This is a genomic window from Bowmanella denitrificans (assembly GCF_002887595.1).
Lineage (GTDB): Bacteria > Pseudomonadota > Gammaproteobacteria > Enterobacterales > Alteromonadaceae > Bowmanella > Bowmanella denitrificans.
On record NZ_PEBU01000003.1, the window covers coordinates 155,201 to 180,536 of the forward strand.

Consider the following 25,336-nt stretch of genomic DNA (forward strand, 5'->3'; position numbering starts at 1 on the left):
GAGTAAGATTTTTCAGCAGCGAATCAAAAGGTCAACAGGTTTAAAATTTCCCACAACCAGATCCTCGACTAGACTGTCAGCATAACATCAGGGAACAGTAGTCAGTGGATCATGCATGCCCGAGCGCTTTAAGCACCTTAGCGTCAGTGAAACAAGCCAGCTACAAAAAACGCTGAATTATGCCGTACAATTTCTGGTTCTGGCGTTTAGTTACGCCTTGTTCAGTTATTTAGGCGTTAAACTCGCCACCCTCACTTACAATATCAGCCTGATATGGCCCCCTGTGGGTATCGCCGTTGCGTTGTTGCTGCGCTGGGACATGCGCCTTTGGCCGGCGATACTACTGGGCGGCATCTTCCAGGAAATGGTGGTGACAGGATACGGATTCCTCCTGTCTTTAACGATTAGCGTAGCATCCTTGTCTGCCATTTATTTTGCTTGCTACCTGCTTAAGCGCCTGCATTTCGACGTGCAAATGGAACGCAGCAAAGACTTTTATTACTTTACCCTTATTGCTGTAATTGGCTGCCCATTGTTGATGGCCTTAATGGGGGTTGGCGTACTGACCCTCAATGGCGTGATCCCACAGCAGGATTTCCCATCTGCTGCTCTGTCCTGGTTTCTCGGTGATATTACCGGCATGCTGGTATTTGGCATCGCTCTGCTGGTGTTCAATCTAAACCGTCTGGCGGCGCTGCTTAATGCGTCTAACTTGCTGGTCTTTGCCATGATGCTACTCATTGGCTTAGAACTGTTTGTATTTGAGTACAGTCCGGTAGCTCCTGCATTGGCCCTGCTGCCGGTGCTCGGCCTGCTTTGGATTGCCCTGCGTACCAATTTGGCTGCCACATCCTGGGTGGTGCTAAGCTTTTCGGCGTTAGCCTTCTATGCAGCATTAAATCACCAGGGAATTTTTTCAAGCTTGCAGAATCCGCCTCTTGGCACCTGGTTTTATGTCAACAGCCTTGCTCTGGTTGCCTTGATTGTGTCGGTATCGGCAATGGAAAGCCGACTGGAATCAGAGCAAATGCAATACTCCATTCAGTCCACCAATATCGGCACCTGGGACTGGCGTTTGCAGGACCAGCGAGTCCTGGTTAATTCTGGCTGGCATCATCTGCTGGGGTTGTCTCATCAGCGACGGGAAATTTCACTGGGGGAGTTTATCTCGTTGGTTCATCCAGAGGACTTGCGCATCATTGAAAACACCATGGATAACTATCTGAACCAGCAGACCCACGAATTCAGTTGCCAATATCGGATGTATCACAAGTCTGGCGACTGGCGCATCATTCAGTCAACTGGCAAAATTATTGAGTGGGATTTACGCGGCCGGGCCCTGCGTATGTGCGGTACCCATCTGGATGTCACTGATTCCATCAAAACCCAGCAAGAGCTGACGCAAACCTATACCTTTTTAAACCGTGTCTCAGAGCAAATCCCCGGTGCCATTTATCAGTTCATCCTCGACAAAAAAGGCCACGGTCACTTTCCTTATGTTAATCAGGGCATGGTCAGAATGCTTGGCGTCTCTGCTGAAAAATTAAAAGAGGATGCTAAATATGGTCTGACCAACGTTCATCCTGATGATGTGAGCAAGCTGGTTAAGACCATCCTGAAAAACAGTATCCTGGGTAAAAGTTGGCGGTATGAATTCAGAGTGGTCAAACCCAGAGCAGGTTGGCGGGAGATTCACTCAAGGCCCCACCAGTTAGAGGATGGCCAGGTGGTCTGGTTTGGCTATATGACAGATATCACTGACCATAAACACCTTGAACAAAGCATGCGCCTGGTCAATCAAAAACTGCAAAGTGCGCAACGGGCCGCTAAGTTGGGCTACTGGAATGGTAATTTGGTGACTGGCGATATGAGCTGGTCAGATATTTTATTTGAGCTTTACGGATACAGGCCCGGCGCGGTTGAGGCCAGTTTTAACACGCTACTGGGGCTGGTTCCTGAGGAAGAAAAACAAGCCCTCAAAGATGGCATGGCCTGGGCAGTTCGAACCGGCGAGTTAAATATAGAGCATCGCATTGTTACGACAGACGGAGAGATACGCTGGTTTCATCAGTTAGCCAAGGTATCCACTGCCAACCACCATTGGTTTGAAGGAAGCGCGCAGGATATTACCGAAAGAAAGACTCTGGAACTGCGCTTCCAGACCATGGCACTGACCGATGAGCTGACCGGCATAGCCAACAGGCGGGCATTTTTGCAACAACTGGAGCGGGAATGGGGCCGGTTTAAACGCAAAGGAAGTCACAGGGTATTTGTCACCATTACGGATATTGATCACTTTAAACAGGTTAACGACACCTATGGCCATGATGTGGGCGACAAGGTTCTTCGGCACTTTACCGACCTTATCGGCGAGCATATCCGCAAGGGCGACGTATTTGGCCGCATGGGCGGCGAAGAATTCGCCCTGATGCTCATTGATTCGGATCAAGCTCAGGTCATCAATCTGTTAGAAAAATTACGCGGCATTATTCAGGACACCCCCCTGCAGGTAACCATGAGACTGTCAGTCAGTATTACCGCCAGTTTCGGCGTGGCGCGTTTTAATGCCACTCAAAGAAACTTTGACGATGCGCTTATTGCCGCAGACCAGGCCCTTTATCAGGCCAAAGGTCAGGGACGTAACCGGGTTTGCCTTGAATCCTCCAACGCATCGCAGCCGCACTCTATCACTGATACCTAACGTAACTTTAGTTATTGGGCATAAGTGTTGCCTCAAATGGAGAGGCAGGCAGCCCTTCCAGGTTATACAGGTTGGCATCCTGGGGGTTATCCTGCCAGCCATAACGCACCGCGACAGGGTCTGAAACCTCATCTGACCATAATCTGACATATCGTCCGTCAATTCTGGCCTTGGCGTTAACAAATCTGCCATCACTACCTGCCAGGGTGAAGCCGGTCAAGGTCTGGCCTTTAGCCGTCAACCCAGTTCCCATATGGTTAAAGGCAAGCAGCAGGCTGTTCTTCTTGCGGATTAGATGTGAAAACAGTGGACCGGAATACACCAAGTCGACCTCGTCATAAGTCAGATGCCTGGCTGCCAGGGCCATCCGTTGTGCCAGCCGCTTTTTTTCCAATGGATGAATATCATTCCATTCACCTAAATCAAAGCTAACGGCCATGGCAGTATTATCCAGCGCCAGAGACTGCAATTGCTGCTGACGTAACGCTGCCCAGTTACTTTGCACCGGCTCATGTTGGTAAGGGTTTAAGGCCGAAAGCTGAACAAACACAAAAGGCAGAGCGGGTTGCTGCCATTTCAAGCGCCAGTCCTGGATCAGCGCCATAAACATGTCTGCGTAGTGCTGTGGTGCACCAGTGTTTGACTCGCCCTGGTACCAGATCACTCCTTTAATGGCAAAACGGGTGGCGGGGGCCAGCATGGCATTGAATAAGCCAAGCGGCTTCCAGGCGATAAACTCAGCATTGGCCAGCGGCGGCATGTCAGTGCCAATCTGGTAATGCCAGTCTCCGCTTAAATCGATACGTTCATCCACTAATCTGAGTTCGTATGGCTTATCCGGCACCAGGCCCCCTTGTCCGCGATGACTTAAGACTCTGATGGTCAGAGTATTTTCCCCCTCTTTAAGCAGCCCCGCCGGCACCTGATAAATACGCGGCGGGTACTGATAGGTGGTATTGCCGATCAACTGGCCGTTGATATAGGTTTGGTCCGCATCAGTGATACTGCCCAGTCGCAATATGGCGGTTTGTTTGGCTTGCTGCTGAGTCAGATAAAGGTTTTTTCGCAACCACAATACGCCATGCGAAAACGACTCGCCCTGTTCTTGCCAAAAGCCAGGCATATGCAGGCTTGGCCAATCTTTGTCCTGCAACGTGGCACTGTACCAGGCAGGGTCACTCAACAGGCCCAGATCCTGATGGTCAGCCAATTGGTGCCACTGCTGATGCTTTTGCTGATTGTCGGCTTCCAGTGCGTCGATGTTAGCCTGGTTGCGAAAATATTTGGCAGTCGCCATCTCATCGGGAAAATTTGCCAGTGCCTGCTCGCTCATCCAGCTTTGCACCGGCGAGCCGCCATAACTGCTATTGATGATACCAATGGGTACATTCACGGCTTTGGTAAGCGCTTCGGCAAAAAAATAGGCTAATGCGGAGAAATCCTGAATATGCTCAACACTGGCTGTGCGCCATGCCACCTGTGGATAATCATCATGGGGATGCTGAAAATCATAGGCTCTGGGTACCAGAAACTGGCGGATCAGAGGAAAGTTTTTACGGTTTGCCATCTGCGGGTATTTTTCCAGCACCCGTCGAACCGGCAGTTCCATGTTGGATTGGCCGGATGCCAGCCAGACATCCCCAAAGTAAAGGTCGTTAAGCTGAATCTGTTGTGATTGGCCGACAAACTTGAAGGTGTAAGGGCCACCGGCTTGCTGTGCAGGCAATTGAATTTGCCAGCGCCCCTGACTATCAGCCGTGGCGGTTAGATGCAGATGTTCAAATATCAGACTGATGCGCTCTTCAGGACTGGCCCAGCCCCAGATCTGCAACGACTTATCCCGCTGAAGCACCGCGCCATCAGACAGCAGCGCTGGTAGCCTGAGCTGTGCGACGGCGTCTTTGCTGCAACATACCAGCGCCACAATCAGTAAAAACAACACCCGCATCAAGTTATCTCCTTGGTTTCTCTAGCAACTGACCATGGGTAAGCCAGTACCAAGGGGATAATGCGAAACCTGCCGATGTACGGCAACCGCCAGTTCAGGGATTAACAGATTTCATCAAATTGATACTCAATTCCGTAAGCCAGAGTCTGTCGACCTTTTATAGGCCACCAAGGCATTGGCATGACCATGGCCCATTTGATGCTGTTCCTTGAGCCAGGTTACCTGTTCCATATGTTTCAACCCTTGCAGGCTGTCCAACAATGACAGCCAGTGTTGAATAGATTGGCCATATTTCTTTTCAATGGCGGGAAAGTAGGAGGCTGGGCCTTTGGTGTCAGTCACGGTCGATTCCTTACAGTTAAACACTATCTATCAGTCGTTTACCTGCATCATAGATCGACCATGGGCCCAACTTTTTTTAACTGCAACGGTATAACTTGCCTATCCGGAGTATTGAGGCTTAACCAAAGATCATGCGCCACAGCCAGCTTTTATCCAAATCTTCCTGACAGGATTTCAGTTGCCCAGCATAGCGCTGCGATCTTTCTTTCACCCGGCCTGCCACTTTCTTAAGCCAGGCTTTTTGATTGTAGGTCTTGCGCTTGTAGCCGCCCCAACCTTCGTGATAATTCAGATATTGAGCATAAGCGTCCCATTTGGACACACCATTAATCTTGTGGGTTTTGCTGATAAACCAGCCCATAAAATCCATGGCATCATCAAAATCTTCCCGCGACGCCCAACCGTTGCCGGTTTCACGCACATAGTCCTGCCAGGTGGGGGTTTTAGCTTGAGAGTAGCCGTAGGCTGAACTGATTCTTCCCCAGGGGATCAAACCAAAAAATACGTAGTCTCTGGGTGGCAAGGCATCGTGGCGAAAAGAGCTTTCCTGATACATCATTGCCATGGGCACATGAATAGGCACCCCCCATTTATCCTTCATATCAGAAGCCGCATCGTACCAGTCACGTTTTTCGTAAAAAATTTCACAGATATTGCTGCTGTCCTTAGGTGGACTGGTGGCACAGCCCGCCAACAACAAAGGCAGACAACAGATTAACGGGAATAAAATTTTTTTTTGCATCGGACTGAACTTCTTCCTTTAGCGTGACTCTCAATGATTGTGTGTTTGAGTGTGTCCCTTGTAAATTGTTGCCTGGCTTTGAAGCCAGGCTTTTTTTTGTCTTTTTTCAGCCCCGATTGAGGCGCAATCAGGCACAGGTCCTATCAGCCACTGCAAAATAGTCGTGCAGGAATTGATCAAAAGAAACATTATCCTGGCGCTCCCCTTCTGCCTGTGCTGCTAATGAATCGGCGACCAGTTGCTCCAGCTCAGCTTCGCTGTGATAACTATACTGATGCTGCGCCAGCGTCTGTTTGTAATACTCTGCCATTTCCAGCGCGTAGGCGCCGCTACCTTGTCCTGTGTCTTTTAAATGCTGAAGAATTCTGGCTGAAGGCGTCAGAGAAGGGTCCAGAACTTTGTCCAGTTCAGTATGCACTGCGCTTTGATAAGCATCCCCTCCCTGCACGCTGTCTAAAATCACTGCCACCTCTGCCATGCCCTTAAGCAGTTCCTGCGCCCAGTCTTTCAATGTTTGGCTCTGGCCATTATTACTCAGCATCAGATCAGGTTTGCGACCTTCCACTACCACGGTGCGAAGGTTTCGTTCGGTTTCTGCGAAATCTTCTCCACGCATTTCAGCACTTGGGCAAACGGCACAATACACGAGAAAAGTTTCAAGAAAATAAAACTGCTCAAGACTAATCCCCACATCACTGAATGGATTGACATCCAACGCCCTCACCTCAATGTAACTGACCCCCCGCTCTGCCAACGCATCCGTGGGCTTTTCCAGTTTACGTGTGGGTTGTTTGGGCCGGATGGGAGAATAAAGCTCGTTTTCGATTTGCAAGACATTGCTGTTTAACTGTTGGTATTGCCCATTTTTTTTGCCGGCAAATTTGGCGTAATCAGCAGAAGGGGTATTAATGGCCTGACGCAACGACGCAACATAATTGTCCAGTTGGTTATAACAAACATTTAGACCAGATTGGGCCTTGTTGGTATAACCCAGATCACTCATGCGCAGTGACGTGGCATAAGGCAGATAATAGGAGCCGGTGGGCAAACGCTCAAACGGCAGATTGGACTGATTGTCTTTAATAAAGGAGCCACACAATGCTGGTGACGCGCCATACAAATAAGGAATTAACCAACAAAAGCGACGATAATTGCGGATCATGTCAAAATAGGCAGCCGATACAGCATCTTGATCAGCGTCTGTGGCAGATACCGCTGGTAACCATTTATCCCAGAATGCCTGCGGCAGGGAAAAATTAAAATGCACACCGGCAATGGCTTGCATCATGCTGCCATAGCGGTTTTTCAGCCCCACCCGGTACAAGGTTTTCATCTTGCCGACATTCGAGCTGCCATATTGGGCAATGGGAATACTGTCTTCACTCTCTATGTAACAGGGCATGCTCATTGGCCACAGTCGTTCATCGCCAATACGTTCCAATACAAATTTGTGAATATCACGCAACTGCGCCAGCGCCTGGCGGGGGTCGGCGTGCGGTATAGTAATAAACTCCAGCAGTGCTTCAGAAAAATCGGTGGTGATATATTCATGGCACAAGGCGGAACCCAAGGCTTTGGGGTGAGGCGTCTGAGCAATACTGCCGTTGCTATTAATCCTCAGCGTTTCCCTTTCTATACCACGCAGTACGCCTTTCAGCGAATCAGCAATATCAGCCTGGCTCAGTTTGGCCAGGCGCTCGGCAAAAGTCATTGTTGTCTGCTGCAAAATTGATCCTAGTTTGGATACAAGACCCCATAGATGGGTAGTATTAATCTTATTTCAAGCCTTGCCAACCGAACAAATGGTTGTTGTCCGATACAAGGGCCGAAACGCCAGATAAATGGCGACCGGCAATAGCGCATAGATATTTCATTCGCCTCGTACCTTGCCGATTTCCTGTTAACATTAAGTGTAAGAAGTTATTGGACGAACGAAATGCAGGAGGGGCGGATGGCTCAGTATCTGGATATGGAGTTTGCCTTGCAGCAATTAGGGGGCGACAAGCAACTATTGAACAATATGCTCAAACGTTTTGTTAACCAATACGGCCTGACTGCAGAGCACATCAGGCAACTGATGACCGACAAACAATGGCAGGAAGCCAGACAATTGGTACACAGCCTTAAAGGCGTGGCTGGCAATCTGGGCATGACACCTTTATATCAAAGTGCTTCGACATTGGAGCACGGCCTTAAGTCGGCATCCGCTGACGCAATGCAGCATTACCCTGCCTTTACCCATGATTTAGATGCGACCCTGGCAGAGATACAGGCGCTTCTGTCGGGTCCCTCTTTGGTCAGCGCTGCAACCACAGAAGCAACGGCTGATCCGCTGGCTTACCAAACACTGGTCGCTATGCTGCAAAGCAACGAATTTATCTCTCCGTCTAAATTGGACAGTTTACTGGGCAGCTTGTCTTTGACGGAGGAAAATCGCGGTAAGCTACATGACCTCATCAGCGACTTGGAGTACCATCAGGCCATAAAATTCATCCAGCAACTGTAGGGGCTCCCTTAAGTTGCCATTGGCCATTGCATGACCTTAGACGTACATTTTGACCACCCCGATTTCCTCGCCGTCCATAAACCGCCCACTATTGGTATGCATCAGGAAGGCCAGAACATCGGCCTGGTGACCATGCTTAGCCAACAATTAGGTGGCCGTCCGTTGTGGCCGGTGCACCGATTGGATAAAGTCACCTCAGGCTTGGTACTCATAGCCAAAAATGCTGACACAGCAGCAGCGCTGTCTGGCCTGTTCGCCAAACGCCAGGTGGAAAAATACTATATTGCCCTGTCAGACAAGAAACCGGCTAAGAAGCAAGGTGCCGTGATTGGCGATATGCAAAAAGCCAGGCGTGGTCAGTGGAAGCTATCCACCAGCAAATTGTCACCAGCGGTCAGTCAGTTTTTCAGTGCCGGACTGGGGAACGGCTTGCGGCTTTTTGTGGTACGGCCACACACAGGTAAAACTCACCAAATTCGGGTAATGATGAAAAGCCTTGGCGCGCCCATACTGGGCGACTCACATTATGGCGCTACACCAGCCGATCGCACCTATCTGCATGCTCTGGCGCTAAGATTTACCTACCAAAACAATGCCTTCAGTTTTATCTGCCAGCCAGCGGCAGGACAACACTTTAACAGCCCGGAATACAACCGGGAAGTGGAGAAGTTTACTCCGCCCTGGGCACTTAGATGGCCACAGTTAGCCAATATAGGGGGCATGCATGGCTAGCTGGCGAAGCAAGATCGCAAGGCGCGTCAAACATCCATGGATTTTCATTTTAATGCTGCTGGCACTGGTGGTGTTCTGCGTCATGTTATGGTTACCCACCCAGTATTTACTGGTTGACGGCAGCAATGACAAACAGCACCACATTAGCTTTTTCCTTGGCCTGACCTGGTTATGCTGGTATAGCCTGCGCTATCACCCTGCCTGGCAGGCTTGCATGCTGGTGTTGTTTGCCGTACTCAGTGAACTGTCTCAGCACTGGGTGCCACATCGTCACAGTAGCTGGGAAGATTTACAGGCCAATTTACTTGGCATTGCTCTGGGTTACCTGTTGATTCTGCTTGTCAGGCTGATGCAAAAACTAATGGGCAAGCGTAAATGAAAGTAGTGATCCTGGGCCAGGGGGCGATCGGCAGCTTGCTGGCGGCCCGTTGCCAATGGTCGGGGGTGGATTATGCAGTGATGGGCCGAGATACTACATTACAAACTATCCATTTTCAGTCAGTTGATGGCAGAGTGGATACTTTCACTCCCCCGTCAATCAGCCAGGAACAATTGCGTGGCAGTGAGTTACTGATACTGCCACTCAAGGCCTATCAGATACTGCCAGCACTGAAATCCCTCAAGCCGTCCCTCAGTTCACAGCCGCTGATATTGTTGCATAACGGTCTTGGCACTGAACATGAGTGCCGTGCACTCTTGCCTGCCCACCCCGTTGCATTGGGCATAACCCGGCTGGCCGCGCTAAAACAAGGCATCCGGGTACAGGAAACCGGCCACGGGCAGACCGATCTGAGTTGGGTACAAAAGCCTGACAGTGATACCATGATGCAAGTGCAACAGCTAATCACCAACCTGTTGTCACCCAGCGAGTGGCACCAGGACCTTCGTCCTTTGCAGTGGGCTAAGCTGGCTATTAACGCGGTGATTAATCCCCTTACTGCCCTGCACAATATCCGTAATGGTGAATTGGCATCAGCGGAGTTTCAGGTGCAGATCCAGGCCCTCAATCAGGAAACCGCCAAGCTTATGCAAAACCTTGGCATTCCGGGATCTGAGGATTTGGATGACAAGGTTGCCGAGGTGATTCACGCCACTGCTGCTAACTTCTCATCTATGCATCAGGATTTTACCCATGGGCGGCAAACGGAGGTGGATTATATCAACGGCTTTCTGGTTCGCTCTGCGGCGCAGCAGGGTATGTCTTTACCCCAACATCAGGCACTTTGGCAGACAATTAAGCATGGCAGGCCAGCAAATTAAATTGCTTTCGGTAGCGGCTGGGGGTTAGCCCCAGGTTTTTCTCAAAGTGCAGTCGTAAAGATAAAGCAGTGGCAAAACCACATTGCTGCGCCACCAACTCAACAGGTAAGTCAGAGCTTTCCAGCCAGTATCTGGCCTGTTCCAGTTGAGCATTTAAAAGCCATTGTTTGGCGCTTAGACCAAAGCTTTGCTTGAACTTGCGATCAAAGGTCCGGCGGCTCATATGGCTCTGCTGCGCCAATCGCTCCACCGTTAATCCCGCTGCCAGATTTTGCATGGCCCATTCAAGGGTTTTACTCAGCTCACCTCGCCGTTTAGGCACAGGCAATTCGATAAACTGCTGCTGGTCACCATCCCGATGGCCCGGCACCACCAGACGCCTGGCGGTGCGATTGGCTTGCTCTAAACCAAAATCTTCACGAATCAGCTGAATCGATAAATCCAGACAAGCCGCACTACCTGCGGAGGTGTGGACATTGCCATCCTGCACATAGAGACGGTTTATCTGCAACTTCACAGCCGGGAAACGACGGGCAAAAGCCTCGGCATACTTCCAATGGGTAGTGGCGCATTTCCCGTCCAATACTCCAGCGGCAGCCAGCACAAAGGCCCCCGAGCAAAAAGATACCAAACGCTTGCCAGCCTCGCTGGCTTGTTTCAATGCCTGGATGAGTGGTTCTGGAACCTCGGCATCGATATGACGCCAGCCCGGCATCAGGATAGTGTCAAAGTCAGCCAGGGAGCCAATCATTTTATCCACTTCCAGCCAGCCACCGCCACTTAAGCGGATGCGATTGTGATCGGTACCAATCACTTGTGTCTGGTACCAGTCGCCCCTGTCACGGCCATGGGAGGCAAATATTTCCACCGCCGCACCATATTCCAGCATGGATAAGCCGTCATAAACACAGATAGCAACGTGATGTGCTGTGCTATTTTTCATGGCTGAAAATTAACTTTTTTTGTTAAACAGGTCAATGTTCTGCAACTGCTGCCCCTGTTTTAATGCATATATCCTCGCTGTGAGGGTAAAAACAGGAGAATGATATGACACCATCTGAAGTAATGCGTATTCCCGCCGCCGCTCCTCAAGAAGCTCAGCGACACTTTGCCGCCAAACTGGCATTTGAAACCGATTGCGCCGATGTACAGGAAGCCATGAAAAAGGAACAACCTGACTTTGTGTTGCTGGATGTACGTGGCCCCAATGCCTATGCCCGTGAGCATGTGCCAGGGGCGATGAATCTGCCCAGAACACAGATGAGTCCCGCCGTTTTACAGGATCTGTGTGCTGGCAAAGCATTTGTAGTTTACTGTGCAGGGCCGCATTGTAACGGTGCAGACAAGGCTGCCGAGCTGATTGCCCGGTTTGGCTTTCAGGTCAAAATAATGATTGGTGGTGTTGAAGGCTGGCGGGATGAAAAATTCAGCTTCGCCAGCCTATAGCCTATATTAGCCTTGCCCGGCCAGGGAGGCCGGCATCAGGGGCGATACACCTTAACATTCTGATAGCCCTGTTCATGCAACAGTAAAGCCTGCATACGGCTCATCACTCCGCGGGCGCAATACAGATAATACTCCTGGCTTTGATCCAAATCGCCAAACTGACTGGCCAGACGGAAAAACGGTAGAGTTTTCACCTCGTGACCGTCCACCGTCAGAGGATTGTCCTCCTCCTCCTCGGGGCTGCGGATATCCAGTACCACTGCCCCCTGGGGTAAGGCATCGCTGGTTTGCACCTGCGGAACTTCGGCTTCAGTTTCCTGCGCCATACGGCGAATATCCAGCACATTGGATGCTTTGACCACACGGTCCACCAGATCGGCATCCAGTTTAGCTTCCTGCTCCTCGACTTCACTGAGGATGGCTCTGACCGTGGGCTTTTTGGATATCACACCGCAATATTCCGGCATGCCTTTGGCAAAATCTTCGGTGCCGATTTGTCTGGCCAGACTGATAATGTCTGACTTGTCCCAACAAATCAGCGGCCGTAGCACCAATTTTTCTGTGGCCCGGTCAATGACCGCCAGATTAGATAAGGTCTGGCTGGATACCTGGCCTAATGCCTCGCCTGTCACTAAAGTCGAGATATCCAGATTATCCGCGACAATGCTGGCTGCGCGCATCATCATACGTTTTAGCACCACGCCCATCAGGCCGTTATCCACCCGTTCCAGAATTTGCGCCACCACGGGCTCAAAATCCACCGCAATAAACTTAACCCGGTGCGAAGTACTGTATTGTTTCCATAAGTAGCAGGCCACCTGCTTAACCCCGATTTCATGTTCCCTGCCACCAAGATTAAAGAAGCAGTAATGGGTGCGGGCACCACGACGAATCATCTGGTAACTGGCCACGCCGGAATCAAAGCCACCAGAAATCAGCGATACCACGTCTTCCTGGGTGGGCAATGGCATACCGCCCAGACATTTAAATCTGTCATCGATAATCAGCAGATGCTCTTTATCAATTTCCAGCTCTATCATCACATCGGGCTTGCTAAGATTAACGCCGCCGGTTTCACAATGCTGATTTAGGCCGCCGCCCACATAACGGGCCACGTCCACCGAACTGAATTCATGTTTGCCGCGACGCTTAACCCTGACCGCAAAGCTTTTACCAGCGAGCTTGTCGTGCCAAACGGCTTTGACCTGCTGATAAATATCGTCCAGATCCTGGTATTCACTTTGTCGTACCTGCAGACACTGCTCGATACCCGGAATGCGTTTAAGCTGATCCACCACCAAAGCAGCCTGCTCGGGCGTCTCGGTTCTGGCTTCCATCACCAGCTTGTCCCATTTATTCCACACCGCCACTTTGAATTCATACGGCTTAAAAATATTACGCACATTGGATTCAAGGATTTTGGTAAAACGGCGGCGCACCGAGTCGCTCTTGATGGAGATTTCCGGGTGCAGCTTAAGAATAAATTTCATCGACGGGTACAACCTAGGGCAAAAGTGCGCGGAGTATAGCAGACTCGGCCATAGTTGGCAGTTGGCAGTTGGCAGTTGGCAGTTTAGTCTGACTCGCCCTAGCTTTCTGTAAACGAATTTCTGCTAACTGACTACTGATTACTGACCACTTAGTTCTGACGGCTTCATCCAGTCGGACTCAAGTCCGACCCACGGCGCTTGGACTGGGTTTTGCTGTCGGAATCTACTCTGACTCTTTGTGTTTATCCGAACTTTGCTGTCGAAATCAATTTCGACCCACTGTGGGTTGGGCTTAAGCCCAACAACAATAGCTTCAAAATCCGTGGTTACTATCCAGTTGGCAGTTCAGGTCGCCCCGGCTATGCCAACTGACGACTGACGACTGATTTACTGACCACTTAACTCCCTTCCGGTTCAACGATGGAAATAGGCTTGGACTCCTTCGGCGAGCCCTGGTTAATGGCGATTTCCACCCGGCGGTTACGACTTCTTCCCTCAGCGGTATTATTTGGTGCCAGCGGTTTATTATCAGCCATGCCCACCACAGTCATTCTGGATTCATCAAAGCCTTCGGCACCACGCATGGCTTCAGCTACAGCAACGGCGCGTTGCGCCGACAAGTCCCAGTTGGAGCGATAAAGTTCATTGGCAATATTCTGATTATCCGAATGCCCGGATACTTCAACGCGACCCGGAATATCCACCAGTAGGCTGCCAATTTTGCGCAGTACCGGAATAAATTGGGGTTGCAGAAACGCAGAACCTGCGGAAAACGCACCATTCTCACGGATGCGAATCGTAATCTGTTGCCCAAGAGATTCCATCTCTATGGCGCCATCAAGAATCTGCTTTTCCATCTGCTGGGCGATTTTCTTTACCAACTCGTTGGTTTGTTCCTGACTAGCGGCCTGGGACGAGCTACTGGCGGTTTCCTGCGCGGTTTGCTGTGATTTACCACCACGTTGAGTACCGCGTTGTTTCTGACGACCACCGGCGGAGTCCTCGTCACCCGCTTGAAATTCCAACATTTGTTGGGTCATTTCAATAGTTTGCTGCTGAATATTCTCAATGGGGGTGGGATCGGGTCGACCTGGTCTGAATTCCATGGCAATTACGCTAGTGCCTTTGGGAATATCCTTAACTTCAATTTTATTCTGCACGCCAAACGCGAACTTCATCGAGCCGGCAATTTGCTTAAACTTCAGCACATCCATTTCTGAGAAGGCCAGCAACAGAACAAAAAAGCACATCAGCAGCGACATCAGGTCGGCAAAAGTTGCCATCCAGGCCGGTAGCCCGGATGGGCATTTGGGGCATTCCTGTTCTTCAGTTGCCATTCGCCCTACTCCTCGGTGTCGCCCGTGGCACGCTTACTGGCAGCCAGATAATTTTTCAGCAGCGCTTCAATCACTCTGGGGTTTTGACCATCGGCAATACCCAGAATTCCATCTAGTACCAAGCTTTGATTCAGTTTTTCCTGGCCAGCACGGTTACCCAACTTCTGTGAAATAGGCAAAGCCACTACGTTGGCAAAGAACGCGCCATATAAAGTGGTCAGCAAAGCCACCGCCATGGCAGGGCCGATGGCCTTTGGGTCATCCATATTCGATAGCATGGCCACCAGACCGATTAATGTACCTATCATGCCCATGGCAGGCGCAATATCCCCCAGGCTTTTAAAGATAGATGCACCAAATTCATGCCGTTCTGAAGTCAGACTGATGTCTTTAGCCAACGTGGCGCGCACGACATCTACATCATGACCGTCCACCAGCATGTCTACACCTTTTTGCATAAAAGGGTTGCTGATTTCTGCTTCTTCCAGGGCCAGAAAACCGCCTTTTCTGGCGGCATCAGCCATTTCTACAATCTTTTCGATTAGCTCTTCAGGCGCCTCAATTTTAAACATAAAGGCTTTGACGGCGATTTTACCAGCGCCAAAGAACTGCCCCATGGTATACGCACTCATCACCACAAACAGCGAGCCACCAAATACGATCAGGATAGAGGGGACGTTGACAAACATCATAATGTCGCCACCCAGGATCATGGACATAATGATAAAACCAACGGCACCCAACATGCCGATAAGGGTTGCTAAATCCACTCCGTCCTCCCCGAATGCGCGACTATCACCAGATTAGCTATTTTTCTGATAAACATGCCCTAAAGCATATTCCCATAACAAGTTTGCCGTAACTCGCCGAATTCGACAATGTTCAGAAATCATTATATTGATCTAGGGGCCAATCTTAACTTATTGACTTGGCTCACCAATTTATCGACCCACCAGAATCTTTCTAAAGCAACAATTTGCCGGGGGTAAAAGTGATTGACCATAATTGCCCCCTCGGGTAAGGTGCGAAGCCAGTTCCCAGCCCCGCCAGCACCTGTTTTGACGGGCAATCAATAGCCAGCAAACACCTATGACAAGCCGAAAGAAAACTGAAAATTTGTCGTTCGAACAATCCCTTGCCGAACTTGAGAGCATAGTCAAGCAAATGGAAGGCGGCGATTTGCCCCTTGAAGAAGCGTTAGCCCAGTTTGAACGAGGTATAGAACTTACCCGGCACAGCCAGTCAAAACTAAGTCAGGCACAGCAAAAGGTCAGTATCCTGATGGAAAAACAAGGTCAGGCTGAATTGCTTCCCTTTGATGACGCTGGCGAATAATACATGTCACAGGATTGGCTAGAAGAATTCGGCCAGTATCAGGCCAGAATCAACCATCTGTTGCAGACGCAGATTCAGGGATTGCCGGATCTAGCTCCCAGGCTCAAAGACGCCATGGGGTATGCATTGCTGATGGGGGGCAAGCGCGTCAGGCCTGCCCTTGTATATGCAACAGGCAGTATGCTTAAGGTCAGACAGGAAGACCTGGATGCGGCCGCGATGGCTCTTGAATGTATCCACAGTTATTCCCTGGTGCATGATGACTTGCCCGCTATGGACAACGATGACCTGCGCCGCGGTAAACCCACTTGTCATATCGCGTTTGATGAGGCGACCGCTATACTGGCTGGCGATGCCCTGCAAACCCTGGCTTTCAGTCTGCTGTGCGATTACCCTCTGAGCGCAGAATGCCAGCAAAGGCGCATCCACCTGGTGAGTGCCGTGGCCAAAGCGTCTGGATATCAGGGCATGTGCGGCGGACAGGCACTGGATATGGCCGCCACTGACAAACCAATCGATATTCAGCAACTGGAAATTTTGCACCGCTGCAAAACAGGGGCTTTGCTCACTGCTTCAGTAGAGCTGGCCTGCATCTTGGCTGACGTGCCTACAGAGCAGCGATTGCAACTACAGAAATTTGCCGGTGCCATTGGTCTGGCATTTCAGGTGCAAGACGATATTCTCGATGTGACCGGCGATACGCAAACACTGGGAAAACGTCAGGGTTCTGACCAATTCCTGAACAAAAGTACTTATCCGGCGCTGTTGGGTCTGGACGGAGCCAAAGGGCTTGCACAGCAACTTTATCAGCAAGCACTTCAAGCATTGCAGCCTTTACCTTACAATACGGATCTTTTGCGGTCGTTCGCCGGATATATCATTGACCGTAACCACTAAAATAATAAGTGCACATGACTCTGGATTTAGCCCATTACCCCATTCTGGCTCTGGCCGATACACCGCAGCAATTACGTGAGCTGCCTCAGGATAAACTGCGCCAGTTGGCCAAGGAGCTGCGCCAATATCTGCTGACCTGTGTTAGTCAGAGCAGCGGCCATTTTGCCTCCGGATTGGGCACGGTAGAATTAACCGTGGCGCTGCACTATGTGTATAACACCCCCTTTGACCGACTGATTTGGGATGTGGGCCACCAGGCCTATCCGCATAAAATTCTGACCGGACGACGGGAACGCATGCCCAGTATCCGGCAAAAAGGCGGGCTGCACCCCTTCCCCTGGCCACCGGAAAGTGAATTCGATACCTTTGCCGTCGGCCATTCTTCGACGTCCATCAGCGCCGCTTTAGGCATGGCGGTGGCGGCAGAAAAAGAAGGGCTGGGGCGAAAAACCGTTGCGGTGATTGGCGACGGTGCTATGACAGCGGGCATGGCGTTTGAGGCGATGAACCATGCTGGCGATATTAAAAAAGACTTGTTAGTTGTACTCAACGACAACGAAATGTCGATTTCAGAGAATGTCGGAGCCCTTAACAGTCACCTGGCCAGGCTGCTGACCGGGCGTTTCTTTAACTCCATTCGCGACGGCGGTAAAAAACTACTTTCCAACGTACCTCCTATCAAGGAGTTTGCCAGCCGCGCCGAAGAACACATTAAAGGAATGGTGGTACCTGGTACCATATTCGAAGAGCTGGGCTTCAATTATATCGGCCCCATCGACGGCCATGATGTGAACGGTATGGTGGATACCCTGCGTAATATGCGCCAAATGAGTGGCCCGCATATTCTGCATGTGGTGACCAAAAAAGGTAAAGGCTACGAAGAAGCGGAAAAAGATCCGATTAAATTCCATGCCGTACCTAAATTTAATCCCAGTGACAACAGTCTGCCTAAAGCCAAAGCATCAGGCCCAACCTTCTCTGCCATCTTTGGCAACTGGTTATGCGATATGGCCAGCCAAGATGAAAAGTTAATGGCCGTTACACCAGCCATGCGTGAAGGCTCGGGTATGGTGAAGTTTTCCCAGCAGTATCCTGCGCAATATTTTGATGTGGCCATTGCCGAGCAACATGCGGTGACCTTTGCCGCCGGCCTTGCCAAAGAAGGCTATAACGCTGTGGTAGCCATTTATTCCACCTTCCTGCAGCGAGCCTATGATCAGTTGATCCATGATGTGGCACTGCAAAACCTGCCGGTGCTTTTTGCCGTTGATCGCGCCGGACTGGTGGGAGCGGATGGCCCTACCCATCAGGGTGCTTTTGATATTCCGTTTATGCGCTGCATTCCCAATATGCTGATTATGACGCCGTCAGATGAAGATCAGTGCCGCCAGATGCTGTATACCGGCCATCTGCATAACGGTCCTGCGGCAGTAAGATACCCTCGTGGCCAAGGTATGGGCGTGGCAATACAAGAACAGATGCAGGCCCTGGAACTAGGCAAAGGCAAAGTGTTACGAGAGGGCCAGGACATTGCCATTCTTAACTTTGGCACTTTGCTGCCTGGCGCACTACAGGCAGCAGAAAAACTCAATGCCACTGTGGCAGATATGCGCTTTGTCAAACCTTTAGACGATGCGCTGATTAAACAACTGGCCCAGCAGCACAAATTGCTGGTCACATTGGAAGACGGTGCCATTCAAGGTGGTGCGGGCAGCGCAGTGGGTGAATCACTACATCGCCAGCAATTGAGCAGCCGCTTACTGACGCTTGGCCTGCCCGACAGTTTTATTATGCAGGGCACCCAGGAAGAGATGTATGCAGAACTGCAAATTGACGGCCCTGGCATACAAGCCCAGATTCAGGCTTTTCTCACGACCCAAGAATAACCCCTTCCTTCAGATGCCGGCCAGTCCGGCATCTCGTTCCCTCCTACACAATGCTATTGAAAAACAAGACATTACAGCGAGTTGGCTAATTTTCGATCTTGCGCTTAGCCAAGACCTGGCATAGGCTGATTCTATAAATATAAAGATAGAAGACACCTTCGGTGAATGTAGAGCCGTTATCCATCGACTCCACTTCACCTGAATCTCTATTAAGCGGTATTGCTTCAGGGAAGAAAGGATCTGAACAGATGCTGGTCAGTTTGTACTGGCGCCGTTTGTTCTTTATTTTGCGCAGCCGCTGCCAGGACCCTGAACTGGCCGCCGATCTCACTCAGGATACCTTCCTCACCGTCATCCATGCGGCCAGAAACGGCAGCATCGACAACCCAAAGGCATTGGGCGCTTATATCAAAAGCACTGGTATCAGCTTGCTAATCACTCATTACCGCAAGGAACAGCGCCGCAAAACCGAGGCCGACGAGAATATTGACCAGGTGTTTGCTGATGTCCGTAGTGATCTGCAGCAGCAATTAAGCACGGAACAGCTAGTAAGTATCGTGCGCCAGCTAATGGCAGAAATGACCAATGAACGGGATAAGCAACTACTCATTCAATACTTTGTGCAAGGCTGTGACAAAACACAAATTTGCGAGCAGTTTGACCTGCCTCCTGCACACTTTGACCGGGTATTATTTCGGGCCAGGCAACGATTAAAGCAAATGCTGCAGACCCGGCTGAATCTTGATATCGATAAGGTTGGGCTGTCACATTTATTGCTTTTACTGCTGGCAATGATGCAAATCCCCTCACCTGCTGTACCTCCTTACCTAAATTCTCAATATTGGCTGAGAGAAATTCAGGCTACGACTCACCCAATAGCTATGCCAGTCAGGGATGACGGCATTTTTTACTCTGGAGCACTGTGGTACCAGCCAGGAGGACAACAACATGCATCAAACTGAGCAGGACGACTGGCTAGCCATGGGGTTTCGCTATGTTCGAGGTGAGCTTAGCGGGCATGAACTGGATAAATTTGAGGACTATTTAATGGACAACCCTGAGTTACTTGAACAACTTGAGCTGGACAGCGTATTCGCCTCTGTCCTGCCCAAACTTGAGCTGGTAACTGTCAAGCCAGACAAGGGTTTTAATTTATGGCGCTGGTTATTTACTACCCCTATTGGCGCGTCTTTATCCGCTTCTTTAGGCACCGCTTGTGCCTGTGTATTGCTGGCAGCTTTACTTTGGCCAAACAGCAGCACCCAGATTCCTGCCATCAGCGCCAGTAATCAACTGGTGCATTTAGGTACGCTGCGCTCTACCAGCCAGCCTGAGAAAATCATAGAACTTAGTGATAAGAAGACCCAATTAATATTAGTGGTGCAACCAGTCTCTTTTGAAGATGAGAACTTTTTGGTCAATATAAAAAGTAGCAGCACTGGTAGTGAGACATCTTTAACGGCTTCAATTTCAGCAAGCGGGGACATAGTTGTTTTGATTCCATCACAAGCTCTGGTGGCAGGTAAATATCAACTCAATATCACAGGCTTAACATCTGGAATAACACAAGAATCGTCATTTCACCTTAATAGGAGGAAATAATGAGAATGCACGGATTTGCGGAAACCCATTTTGAAAACACGAAAAGCGTCACTTCGTCTGCGGTCCCCAAACCAAGTAAAGGAACATTAATCGACCTTGGGGAGATAATGTTCAATGCTCAATTCGAACGATTATCAAGTATCCCTGCTGGATATACCTTTCTTGGACAATTTATTGACCATGATATAACCCAGTCCAGCACACTAGCTTCCTTTCCTAGTAGCAACTCAACATCAGGAACATTTAATGATACCAGTCTGCAACTAGACCTGTCTTGTCTGTACATTTCCGGCTGCTATGCAGAACATCAAGACGCAGGCTTGGTAGATGAAAAAGGAAATCTGAAATTAGGAGAATCCGTAACAGACGATGGAAAAATACAGAAAGATGCGGACCTTTTACGCAATAACAACACAAAGCGAGCGTTGATTCCTGACCAACGAAATGACGAGAACCTAATAATTTCTCAACTACATCTTCAGTTTCAGAAACTCCACAATAGTTTTGTGGAAAAGTGTAGTTACAACAGCGCTACTGATAAATTTTCTTACGCCAGAGAAATGACAATAAGCTCATATCAAAACATTGTGATTAATGACTTTCTTTTTGAAATTCTACACAAAGATATCTGGATGTACTATTTTGGTTCCAATAATAAAATGCCAGAGTTGTTCTTCAAAAATACAATCCCAAGAGAGTTTACTATGGCAGCGTTTAGATTTGGGCATGCAATGGTGAAGCAGCGCTATAGAGTGAATGAAAACAGAGAATTAACTTTGAATGAGTTATTCCATTTCACCGGAAATGGCAGGCTCAATGGTTATAATCGGCTCCCTTCTAGTGTGTTGGTAGACTGGGCATTATTTTTCTTTGATGCATCCTCAAAAAATGTAAATTTTTCAAAACTTATCTTCCCTGCCATCAATATAAGAATTAATGGACCAACCTGGCCGAACAACATCCTTTCCATTCGAAACTTACTCAGAGGGAATGAAGAATCACTGTTGGATATCCAGAGCATTATTTTGAAGATTGAAAATAGTAACATCGACAAAGAAATAAAGGAATTATGCACCTTTTTAACAGAACAAGAACTAAATCCAAAAATTGAAATGGAAGAAAACAGTAATAGCATTAGAACAAGTATTAACATATTGGATAATGTGCCCGATAAAAAATCAATATTAGATAACCCGCCATTACTGTATTACTTTTTATGCGAGTCATTCTTTCGTTCCACTAGAAGGACTCCAAATGGAAAAACAAATTTTAATTTTTCAAATTCAAACAAAAATACTAAAACTCCTGATAGAAAAGTAAAAAAACTAGGGCCGGTATGCAGCATAATAATAGCTGATACATTCCATAAGATCTTAGAAAAATCAAGAGATGTTACAAATGGAAAAAATAGCAACATTAAGAAGATGAGAGATATTATTTAATCTAACTTACTAATTGAGTCGCGGGAGATATGTATGTCAAAACCAGACATCAGAAAATCTTGGGTTTACTTTAAAGTTGTTGATACGTTAGAAAATTATCAACATCCTGTTGCAGGAGACTATTTTGTCATTATGAAAGGAGATAGAAACGACAGTCTAAAGCTTAAGTATCGTCACTTTGATCAAGCTAATGACCTGAACGAGTCTGCCATATTGAATTATTGTGAAATATATCTTGAGGAAGGATGGTATTGGAGCATTAAAGATGACCGAAAAGGTTCATCTGGAAAAAGATTTATTAGATATATGACGACAGCATCAGGTAGTGGCGGCACTCCGGATCTAATGTTGACCTACATTAAGGAATTGACAAAAGAAGGCGATCCTGATCAGAAAGACATACATTCAGATCTTAATGAGATAACATCCAAAACTTCGAATGGAAACGTTAAGTCAGTTAGCGAATATGGACTTTGGTTGTGTGAAAATTAGTATTTTTCTGCTACTGATTTATGTATTGGTCGGCGTTGAAAAGAGTGAAGCAGACTGCCAATCAGAACTAAAAAATAGACGTTTTCTAACCGAATATGCCATAAAGGGTGCAGATGAGTTACTCATTGTAGACAAATCTGCATCCTTCTTCACTTCTTTCTACTACGATGACGAAAAATTAGAAATCAGCGCATTATCTTTATCGCCATTAAAAGAACTCATTATAGTCCCTGACTATTATAAGAATATTAAAAAAAGGCTCTGCGTTTACTTACCTGATATAAACGAAGCCAATGAAAACAATGAGCCTATTGACATAATTTTTTCCACATCAAACTCCCCTGAATTGTTAGAGATAGCCTTATTAGCCAAAGAGTGGGAAAGTGAAAATTTTACAGATAAGACAAAAAGCAGTTATGAGAATCTATTAAAAAAACTTCAATCTAACAAAAGCCAATACATTTCTGCATTTCTTTTCACATACTTCAATACACTTTGGTCAGCAGCTCAATTTGAAAAGATAATGTCTGCCTACGAAAAGCTAGAAAAAAGTTTACTTTCACCCGACGTTTCCGTACATATTGGCATCATATATGTTGACGCAGTACTTAAGCTCAAAAAGGCAGCACTGGCAGAAAGTGTATCCATGGATTTGCTAACTAATACTATGGAACTACAGCTATATCAGAGAATACATTTAATTGTCTTGTTGTCCGAATCACTCCTATCACAGAACAAATTGGCATCGGGATTTGCATACCTTCAGGAAGTAGAATATTTACTCAAACTTGAGTCAAAAAAGCAATATGTACCACATAGGGTATTACTAGAATACTACGACAACAGGGCATATTACTGGCTTAAGAAATTTTACGCTGAAAAACACACTTCGCATCTCAGAACAGCCTTGATAGATGAATATAAAGCGCTCCATCATTCTTATTTTTTGGCTGATCTGACTAAGAACCAACAGGTAATGAATAACATTGCCTGGATTAAACGAAGTCTCTGGATGCTGGAAAGTGCTAGCGAGACCTATTCGCGATCATTGGCATTAAGCATTGATAATGACAATAGCTTTAGCCGGGCACTATCATTCCGAAACCTGGCTAACCTGGAATATTCGTTAGGAAATTATCAGCAGGCCATTACCTATTTTTTACAAGTGCTTCCTTTCTCTGAGTCCTCAATGCCCAGTTGGTATACCGACAGCCTATGTGCATTAGGCAATGCCTATCGCTACCTGGAGGACAAGCACAATGCCAATGTATATATGGCGCTTTGCCTTGATAGCACTAGAGCTTTTTCAACCACTTATACGAGTCGCCTGACAGCTTTAACCGATTACTACCATAGTGAAATCTATCCTGAAGAAGTACGTGAAGAAGTGTTGGGGTTACTTGAAAAAGTACCGGAACCTCAAGACAAGATCAAAGCGTATTTATGGCTGGCGAAAGCATCACTGGTAGCAAACAGGCTGGATGATGCAGCTGACTATTTTCGAAAAGCAAATGTACTTTCTTCTGGTGCTTCAGACCCGGTGTTAAAGATCCAAGTGAGTATGGAGGCAGCGACAGCGCTGCTGCAAAGGTCACAACAGCAAGCATTGCCCTATATTGAACAAGCGCTGGATGATATTGAAAAGATCAGGAAGGAACTTGATCCTGAACTACTAGGTCCGGCCTGGAGTCAGAAAGTTTCCGATTTTTATAATAGGCTAATAGGACAACATTTAGCCGACAGCGAATTTGATATTGCGTTTAATCTATACGAATCCTCTTTGGCAGCCAGTATGCGCAAGGTTTATGCCGTAAAGGATATAACCACAGACGAGTCTCGACTCACTAAGATAAGCAGCATAGCTGCAAAAATGGCTGTCGACGGCGCACAAGACAGTTCTCTCGAACTGAGCATTGAGAAGCGACTACTTAAGCTTGATAAGCCCGGAGCTATCCAGTCCCCTGTTTTACAGGAATTAATGTGGTACCAGAACAACAAAGAAAAGCTGCAGGAAGTTGGCCCAGCTGAGCTTATACCCGCCCAGACATTAACAGAAATTCAGGAAAAGCTAGTCCAAGGGCAAATCGTCCTCGCCTACATAGAGTTACAGCAAGAGCTTGGCGCATTTATTGTATCTCATGATTCTTTTATCTATCGAAGCTTGAGTGACATTAAGAAACATCAGGACAATCTATCAGGGTTACAACAAAAACTTCGTTCACCCGACCAGAATCCCTGGCCGATTCTTAAGAAGATGTCATCTTACCTGATACCGGCTGAAGTATCTGAGTCAACAGCATCAGAAGCCCTGATCATCACCAGCCCCAGTTTAAGTGCCTTTCCTTTTTCGGCAATCCCGACTAAACAGGGCAAACTTCTAATTAATGAATTGAAGCTAAAACAGATCCCTTCTACTACCAGCCATTTTCTTCCGCGCACCGATATTAAGCGCGATGCTCTGGATCTAGCTATCTTCTCTTCCCCGATAACAACCCATGTTGCTAGTTCAGAGCAAGAACAACAGAACTGGGCGAATAAGCTACCGCGATTGGAATGGTCAAAGTATGAAGCCAATGGTTTAAAGGACATTTATAGAGATAAAAACACCATGCAGTTTTTGCAGGAACAAGCAAATCGACAGCAACTCCTCAGTCAAAATGTCAGGGAAGCCCGAATTCTGCATATCGCCACACACAGCTACTTTAATCCGAATCAGCCAACAAACGTAGGGTTTACACTGAGTTTATGGAATGAGGGGAGTTATGACCCTGGTTTTGTTACATTTTCCGAACTTTACAGCCACTCATTTCAAAATGACTTGGTTGTAATAAACGGTTGTGAGTCTGGTCTGGGTAATACTTTTAGATCAGAGGGAATGCAAGGTATGGCAAGAGGCTTTCTGGTCAGCGGCGTTAACAACGTTATCGCTACGCTGTGGCCAATTTCGGATAAAGTTTCCGCGGAATTTATGCTCAGTTTTTATCGCCACCTGGGTGATTCAAAAGACTATGCTAAAGCGCTACAACAGACCCAGATAGAATTTGCCAGCAATCCCCGCTACCGCCATCCATTTTATTGGGCAGCTTATACACATTACGCGAGATAAGCCTGAGAGAAACAAGCACTCTCTGTCACTACTTTAAAGTACAACCTACAGAGTTAAAACCATGAATTCGAT

Annotated in this window: 22 protein-coding genes; 14 read left to right on the plus strand and 8 right to left on the minus strand. The window is 48.0% G+C overall.

What is annotated here, in order from left to right:
* Positions 1–115 precede the first annotated feature (115 nt).
* A complete protein-coding gene (locus tag CSR04_RS07415; RefSeq protein WP_102795636.1) occupies positions 116–2,701 on the plus strand; it encodes a GGDEF domain-containing protein in 2,586 nt (861 codons plus the stop codon).
* A 7-nt stretch (positions 2,702–2,708) separates the two neighbouring features.
* Here the strand turns inward: CSR04_RS07415 and CSR04_RS07420 are convergent, their stop codons facing one another.
* From CSR04_RS07420 to gshA, 4 genes are all read right to left on the minus strand, one after another.
* Positions 2,709–4,649, minus strand: a complete 1,941-nt coding sequence (locus tag CSR04_RS07420) for a sialate O-acetylesterase (protein WP_102795637.1) — start codon at positions 4,647–4,649, stop codon at positions 2,709–2,711.
* A 126-nt stretch (positions 4,650–4,775) separates the two neighbouring features.
* The gene (locus tag CSR04_RS07425; protein ID WP_245921450.1) at positions 4,776–4,991 is read right to left on the minus strand and encodes a DUF4287 domain-containing protein; all 216 of its coding nucleotides are present in this window, start codon (positions 4,989–4,991) and stop codon (positions 4,776–4,778) included.
* Positions 4,992–5,109: 118 nt separating this feature from the next.
* Positions 5,110–5,733 (minus strand): transglycosylase SLT domain-containing protein, encoded by a 624-nt coding sequence (locus CSR04_RS07430; protein WP_172449273.1) that lies wholly within the window; start codon positions 5,731–5,733, stop codon positions 5,110–5,112.
* A gap of 127 nt (positions 5,734–5,860) precedes the next feature.
* Entirely contained in the window at positions 5,861–7,459 is a 1,599-nt protein-coding gene (gene gshA / locus CSR04_RS07435) for a glutamate--cysteine ligase (RefSeq protein WP_425427683.1), read from the minus strand.
* Positions 7,460–7,684: 225 nt separating this feature from the next.
* Between gshA and CSR04_RS07440 the strand changes: the two genes are divergently transcribed.
* From CSR04_RS07440 to CSR04_RS07455, 4 genes are read left to right on the plus strand one after another with little or no spacing between them, the layout of a single operon-like run.
* On the plus strand, positions 7,685–8,239 hold the full coding sequence (locus tag CSR04_RS07440) for an Hpt domain-containing protein (protein ID WP_172449274.1): 555 nt from the start codon (positions 7,685–7,687) through the stop codon (positions 8,237–8,239).
* A gap of 30 nt (positions 8,240–8,269) precedes the next feature.
* Positions 8,270–8,971: a TIGR01621 family pseudouridine synthase gene (locus tag CSR04_RS07445; protein WP_102795641.1), complete on the plus strand. Its 702-nt coding sequence runs from the start codon at positions 8,270–8,272 to the stop codon at positions 8,969–8,971.
* Positions 8,964–9,350 carry a VanZ family protein gene (locus CSR04_RS07450; protein WP_146027122.1) on the plus strand — a complete coding sequence of 129 codons (387 nt, stop codon included), beginning with the start codon at positions 8,964–8,966 and terminating at the stop codon, positions 9,348–9,350. Before CSR04_RS07445 ends, CSR04_RS07450 begins: the two co-directional genes overlap by 8 nt.
* A complete protein-coding gene (locus tag CSR04_RS07455) occupies positions 9,347–10,231 on the plus strand; it encodes a ketopantoate reductase family protein (protein WP_102795643.1) in 885 nt (294 codons plus the stop codon). The genes CSR04_RS07450 and CSR04_RS07455 overlap by 4 nt, the downstream gene beginning before the upstream one ends.
* Here CSR04_RS07455 and CSR04_RS07460 read toward each other — a convergent pair.
* Positions 10,206–11,174: a helix-turn-helix domain-containing protein gene (locus tag CSR04_RS07460; RefSeq protein WP_102795644.1), complete on the minus strand. Its 969-nt coding sequence runs from the start codon at positions 11,172–11,174 to the stop codon at positions 10,206–10,208. The genes CSR04_RS07455 and CSR04_RS07460 overlap by 26 nt on opposite strands.
* Before the next feature lie 104 nt (positions 11,175–11,278).
* Here CSR04_RS07460 and CSR04_RS07465 point away from each other — a divergent pair, with 104 nt between their 5' ends.
* Complete coding sequence (locus tag CSR04_RS07465) at positions 11,279–11,677, plus strand: rhodanese-like domain-containing protein (protein WP_102795645.1); 399 nt, start codon at positions 11,279–11,281, stop codon at positions 11,675–11,677.
* 35 nt (positions 11,678–11,712) lie between these two features.
* Here CSR04_RS07465 and thiI read toward each other — a convergent pair whose 3' ends face one another.
* The 3 genes from thiI to pomA form a co-directional block, all read right to left on the minus strand.
* A complete protein-coding gene (gene thiI / locus CSR04_RS07470) occupies positions 11,713–13,167 on the minus strand; it encodes a tRNA uracil 4-sulfurtransferase ThiI (protein ID WP_102795646.1) in 1,455 nt (484 codons plus the stop codon).
* A 398-nt stretch (positions 13,168–13,565) separates the two neighbouring features.
* Positions 13,566–14,504, minus strand: a complete 939-nt coding sequence (locus tag CSR04_RS07475; protein ID WP_102795647.1) for a flagellar motor protein MotB — start codon at positions 14,502–14,504, stop codon at positions 13,566–13,568.
* A 5-nt stretch (positions 14,505–14,509) separates the two neighbouring features.
* On the minus strand, positions 14,510–15,274 hold the full coding sequence (pomA, locus tag CSR04_RS07480; RefSeq protein ID WP_102795648.1) for a flagellar motor protein PomA: 765 nt from the start codon (positions 15,272–15,274) through the stop codon (positions 14,510–14,512).
* Positions 15,275–15,593: 319 nt separating this feature from the next.
* Between pomA and xseB the strand changes: the two genes are divergently transcribed.
* The 8 genes from xseB (at position 15,594) to CSR04_RS07520 (ending at position 25,264) form a co-directional block, all read left to right on the plus strand.
* Positions 15,594–15,839: an exodeoxyribonuclease VII small subunit gene (gene xseB / locus CSR04_RS07485; RefSeq protein WP_102795649.1), complete on the plus strand. Its 246-nt coding sequence runs from the start codon at positions 15,594–15,596 to the stop codon at positions 15,837–15,839.
* Positions 15,840–15,842: 3 nt separating this feature from the next.
* Positions 15,843–16,736 carry a (2E,6E)-farnesyl diphosphate synthase gene (ispA, locus tag CSR04_RS07490; RefSeq protein WP_102795650.1) on the plus strand — a complete coding sequence of 298 codons (894 nt, stop codon included), beginning with the start codon at positions 15,843–15,845 and terminating at the stop codon, positions 16,734–16,736.
* 14 nt (positions 16,737–16,750) lie between these two features.
* Entirely contained in the window at positions 16,751–18,622 is a 1,872-nt protein-coding gene (gene dxs / locus CSR04_RS07495; protein WP_102795651.1) for a 1-deoxy-D-xylulose-5-phosphate synthase, read from the plus strand.
* Positions 18,623–18,870: 248 nt separating this feature from the next.
* The gene (locus CSR04_RS07500; protein WP_102795652.1) at positions 18,871–19,584 is read left to right on the plus strand and encodes an RNA polymerase sigma factor; all 714 of its coding nucleotides are present in this window, start codon (positions 18,871–18,873) and stop codon (positions 19,582–19,584) included.
* Entirely contained in the window at positions 19,571–20,224 is a 654-nt protein-coding gene (locus tag CSR04_RS07505) for a hypothetical protein (RefSeq protein ID WP_102795653.1), read from the plus strand. The genes CSR04_RS07500 and CSR04_RS07505 overlap by 14 nt, the downstream gene beginning before the upstream one ends.
* Entirely contained in the window at positions 20,224–21,666 is a 1,443-nt protein-coding gene (locus CSR04_RS07510) for a peroxidase family protein (protein ID WP_102795654.1), read from the plus strand. Before CSR04_RS07505 ends, CSR04_RS07510 begins: the two co-directional genes overlap by 1 nt.
* Before the next feature lie 33 nt (positions 21,667–21,699).
* Positions 21,700–22,158 (plus strand): hypothetical protein, encoded by a 459-nt coding sequence (locus tag CSR04_RS07515; protein WP_102795655.1) that lies wholly within the window; start codon positions 21,700–21,702, stop codon positions 22,156–22,158.
* A complete protein-coding gene (locus CSR04_RS07520; protein WP_172449275.1) occupies positions 22,148–25,264 on the plus strand; it encodes a CHAT domain-containing protein in 3,117 nt (1,038 codons plus the stop codon). The genes CSR04_RS07515 and CSR04_RS07520 overlap by 11 nt, the downstream gene beginning before the upstream one ends.
* Positions 25,265–25,336 lie beyond the last annotated feature (72 nt).

Excerpts from the sequence above, each read along its gene's own strand:
- CSR04_RS07415 (WP_102795636.1), top strand. The coding sequence starts at position 116 with ATGCCCGAGCGCTTTAAGCACCTTAGCGTCAGTGAAACAAGCCAGCTA.
- CSR04_RS07420 (WP_102795637.1), bottom strand. The coding sequence starts at position 4,649 with ATGCGGGTGTTGTTTTTACTGATTGTGGCGCTGGTATGTTGCAGCAAA.
- CSR04_RS07430 (WP_172449273.1), bottom strand. The coding sequence starts at position 5,733 with ATGCAAAAAAAAATTTTATTCCCGTTAATCTGTTGTCTGCCTTTGTTG.
- CSR04_RS07440 (WP_172449274.1), top strand. The coding sequence starts at position 7,685 with ATGGCTCAGTATCTGGATATGGAGTTTGCCTTGCAGCAATTAGGGGGC.
- CSR04_RS07445 (WP_102795641.1), top strand. The coding sequence starts at position 8,270 with ATGACCTTAGACGTACATTTTGACCACCCCGATTTCCTCGCCGTCCAT.
- CSR04_RS07450 (WP_146027122.1), top strand. The coding sequence starts at position 8,964 with ATGGCTAGCTGGCGAAGCAAGATCGCAAGGCGCGTCAAACATCCATGG.
- CSR04_RS07455 (WP_102795643.1), top strand. The coding sequence starts at position 9,347 with ATGAAAGTAGTGATCCTGGGCCAGGGGGCGATCGGCAGCTTGCTGGCG.
- CSR04_RS07460 (WP_102795644.1), bottom strand. The coding sequence starts at position 11,174 with ATGAAAAATAGCACAGCACATCACGTTGCTATCTGTGTTTATGACGGC.
- CSR04_RS07465 (WP_102795645.1), top strand. The coding sequence starts at position 11,279 with ATGACACCATCTGAAGTAATGCGTATTCCCGCCGCCGCTCCTCAAGAA.
- thiI (WP_102795646.1), bottom strand. The coding sequence starts at position 13,167 with ATGAAATTTATTCTTAAGCTGCACCCGGAAATCTCCATCAAGAGCGAC.
- CSR04_RS07475 (WP_102795647.1), bottom strand. The coding sequence starts at position 14,504 with ATGGCAACTGAAGAACAGGAATGCCCCAAATGCCCATCCGGGCTACCG.
- xseB (WP_102795649.1), top strand. The coding sequence starts at position 15,594 with ATGACAAGCCGAAAGAAAACTGAAAATTTGTCGTTCGAACAATCCCTT.
- ispA (WP_102795650.1), top strand. The coding sequence starts at position 15,843 with ATGTCACAGGATTGGCTAGAAGAATTCGGCCAGTATCAGGCCAGAATC.
- dxs (WP_102795651.1), top strand. The coding sequence starts at position 16,751 with ATGACTCTGGATTTAGCCCATTACCCCATTCTGGCTCTGGCCGATACA.
- CSR04_RS07500 (WP_102795652.1), top strand. The coding sequence starts at position 18,871 with ATGCTGGTCAGTTTGTACTGGCGCCGTTTGTTCTTTATTTTGCGCAGC.
- CSR04_RS07505 (WP_102795653.1), top strand. The coding sequence starts at position 19,571 with ATGCATCAAACTGAGCAGGACGACTGGCTAGCCATGGGGTTTCGCTAT.
- CSR04_RS07510 (WP_102795654.1), top strand. The coding sequence starts at position 20,224 with ATGAGAATGCACGGATTTGCGGAAACCCATTTTGAAAACACGAAAAGC.
- CSR04_RS07515 (WP_102795655.1), top strand. The coding sequence starts at position 21,700 with ATGTCAAAACCAGACATCAGAAAATCTTGGGTTTACTTTAAAGTTGTT.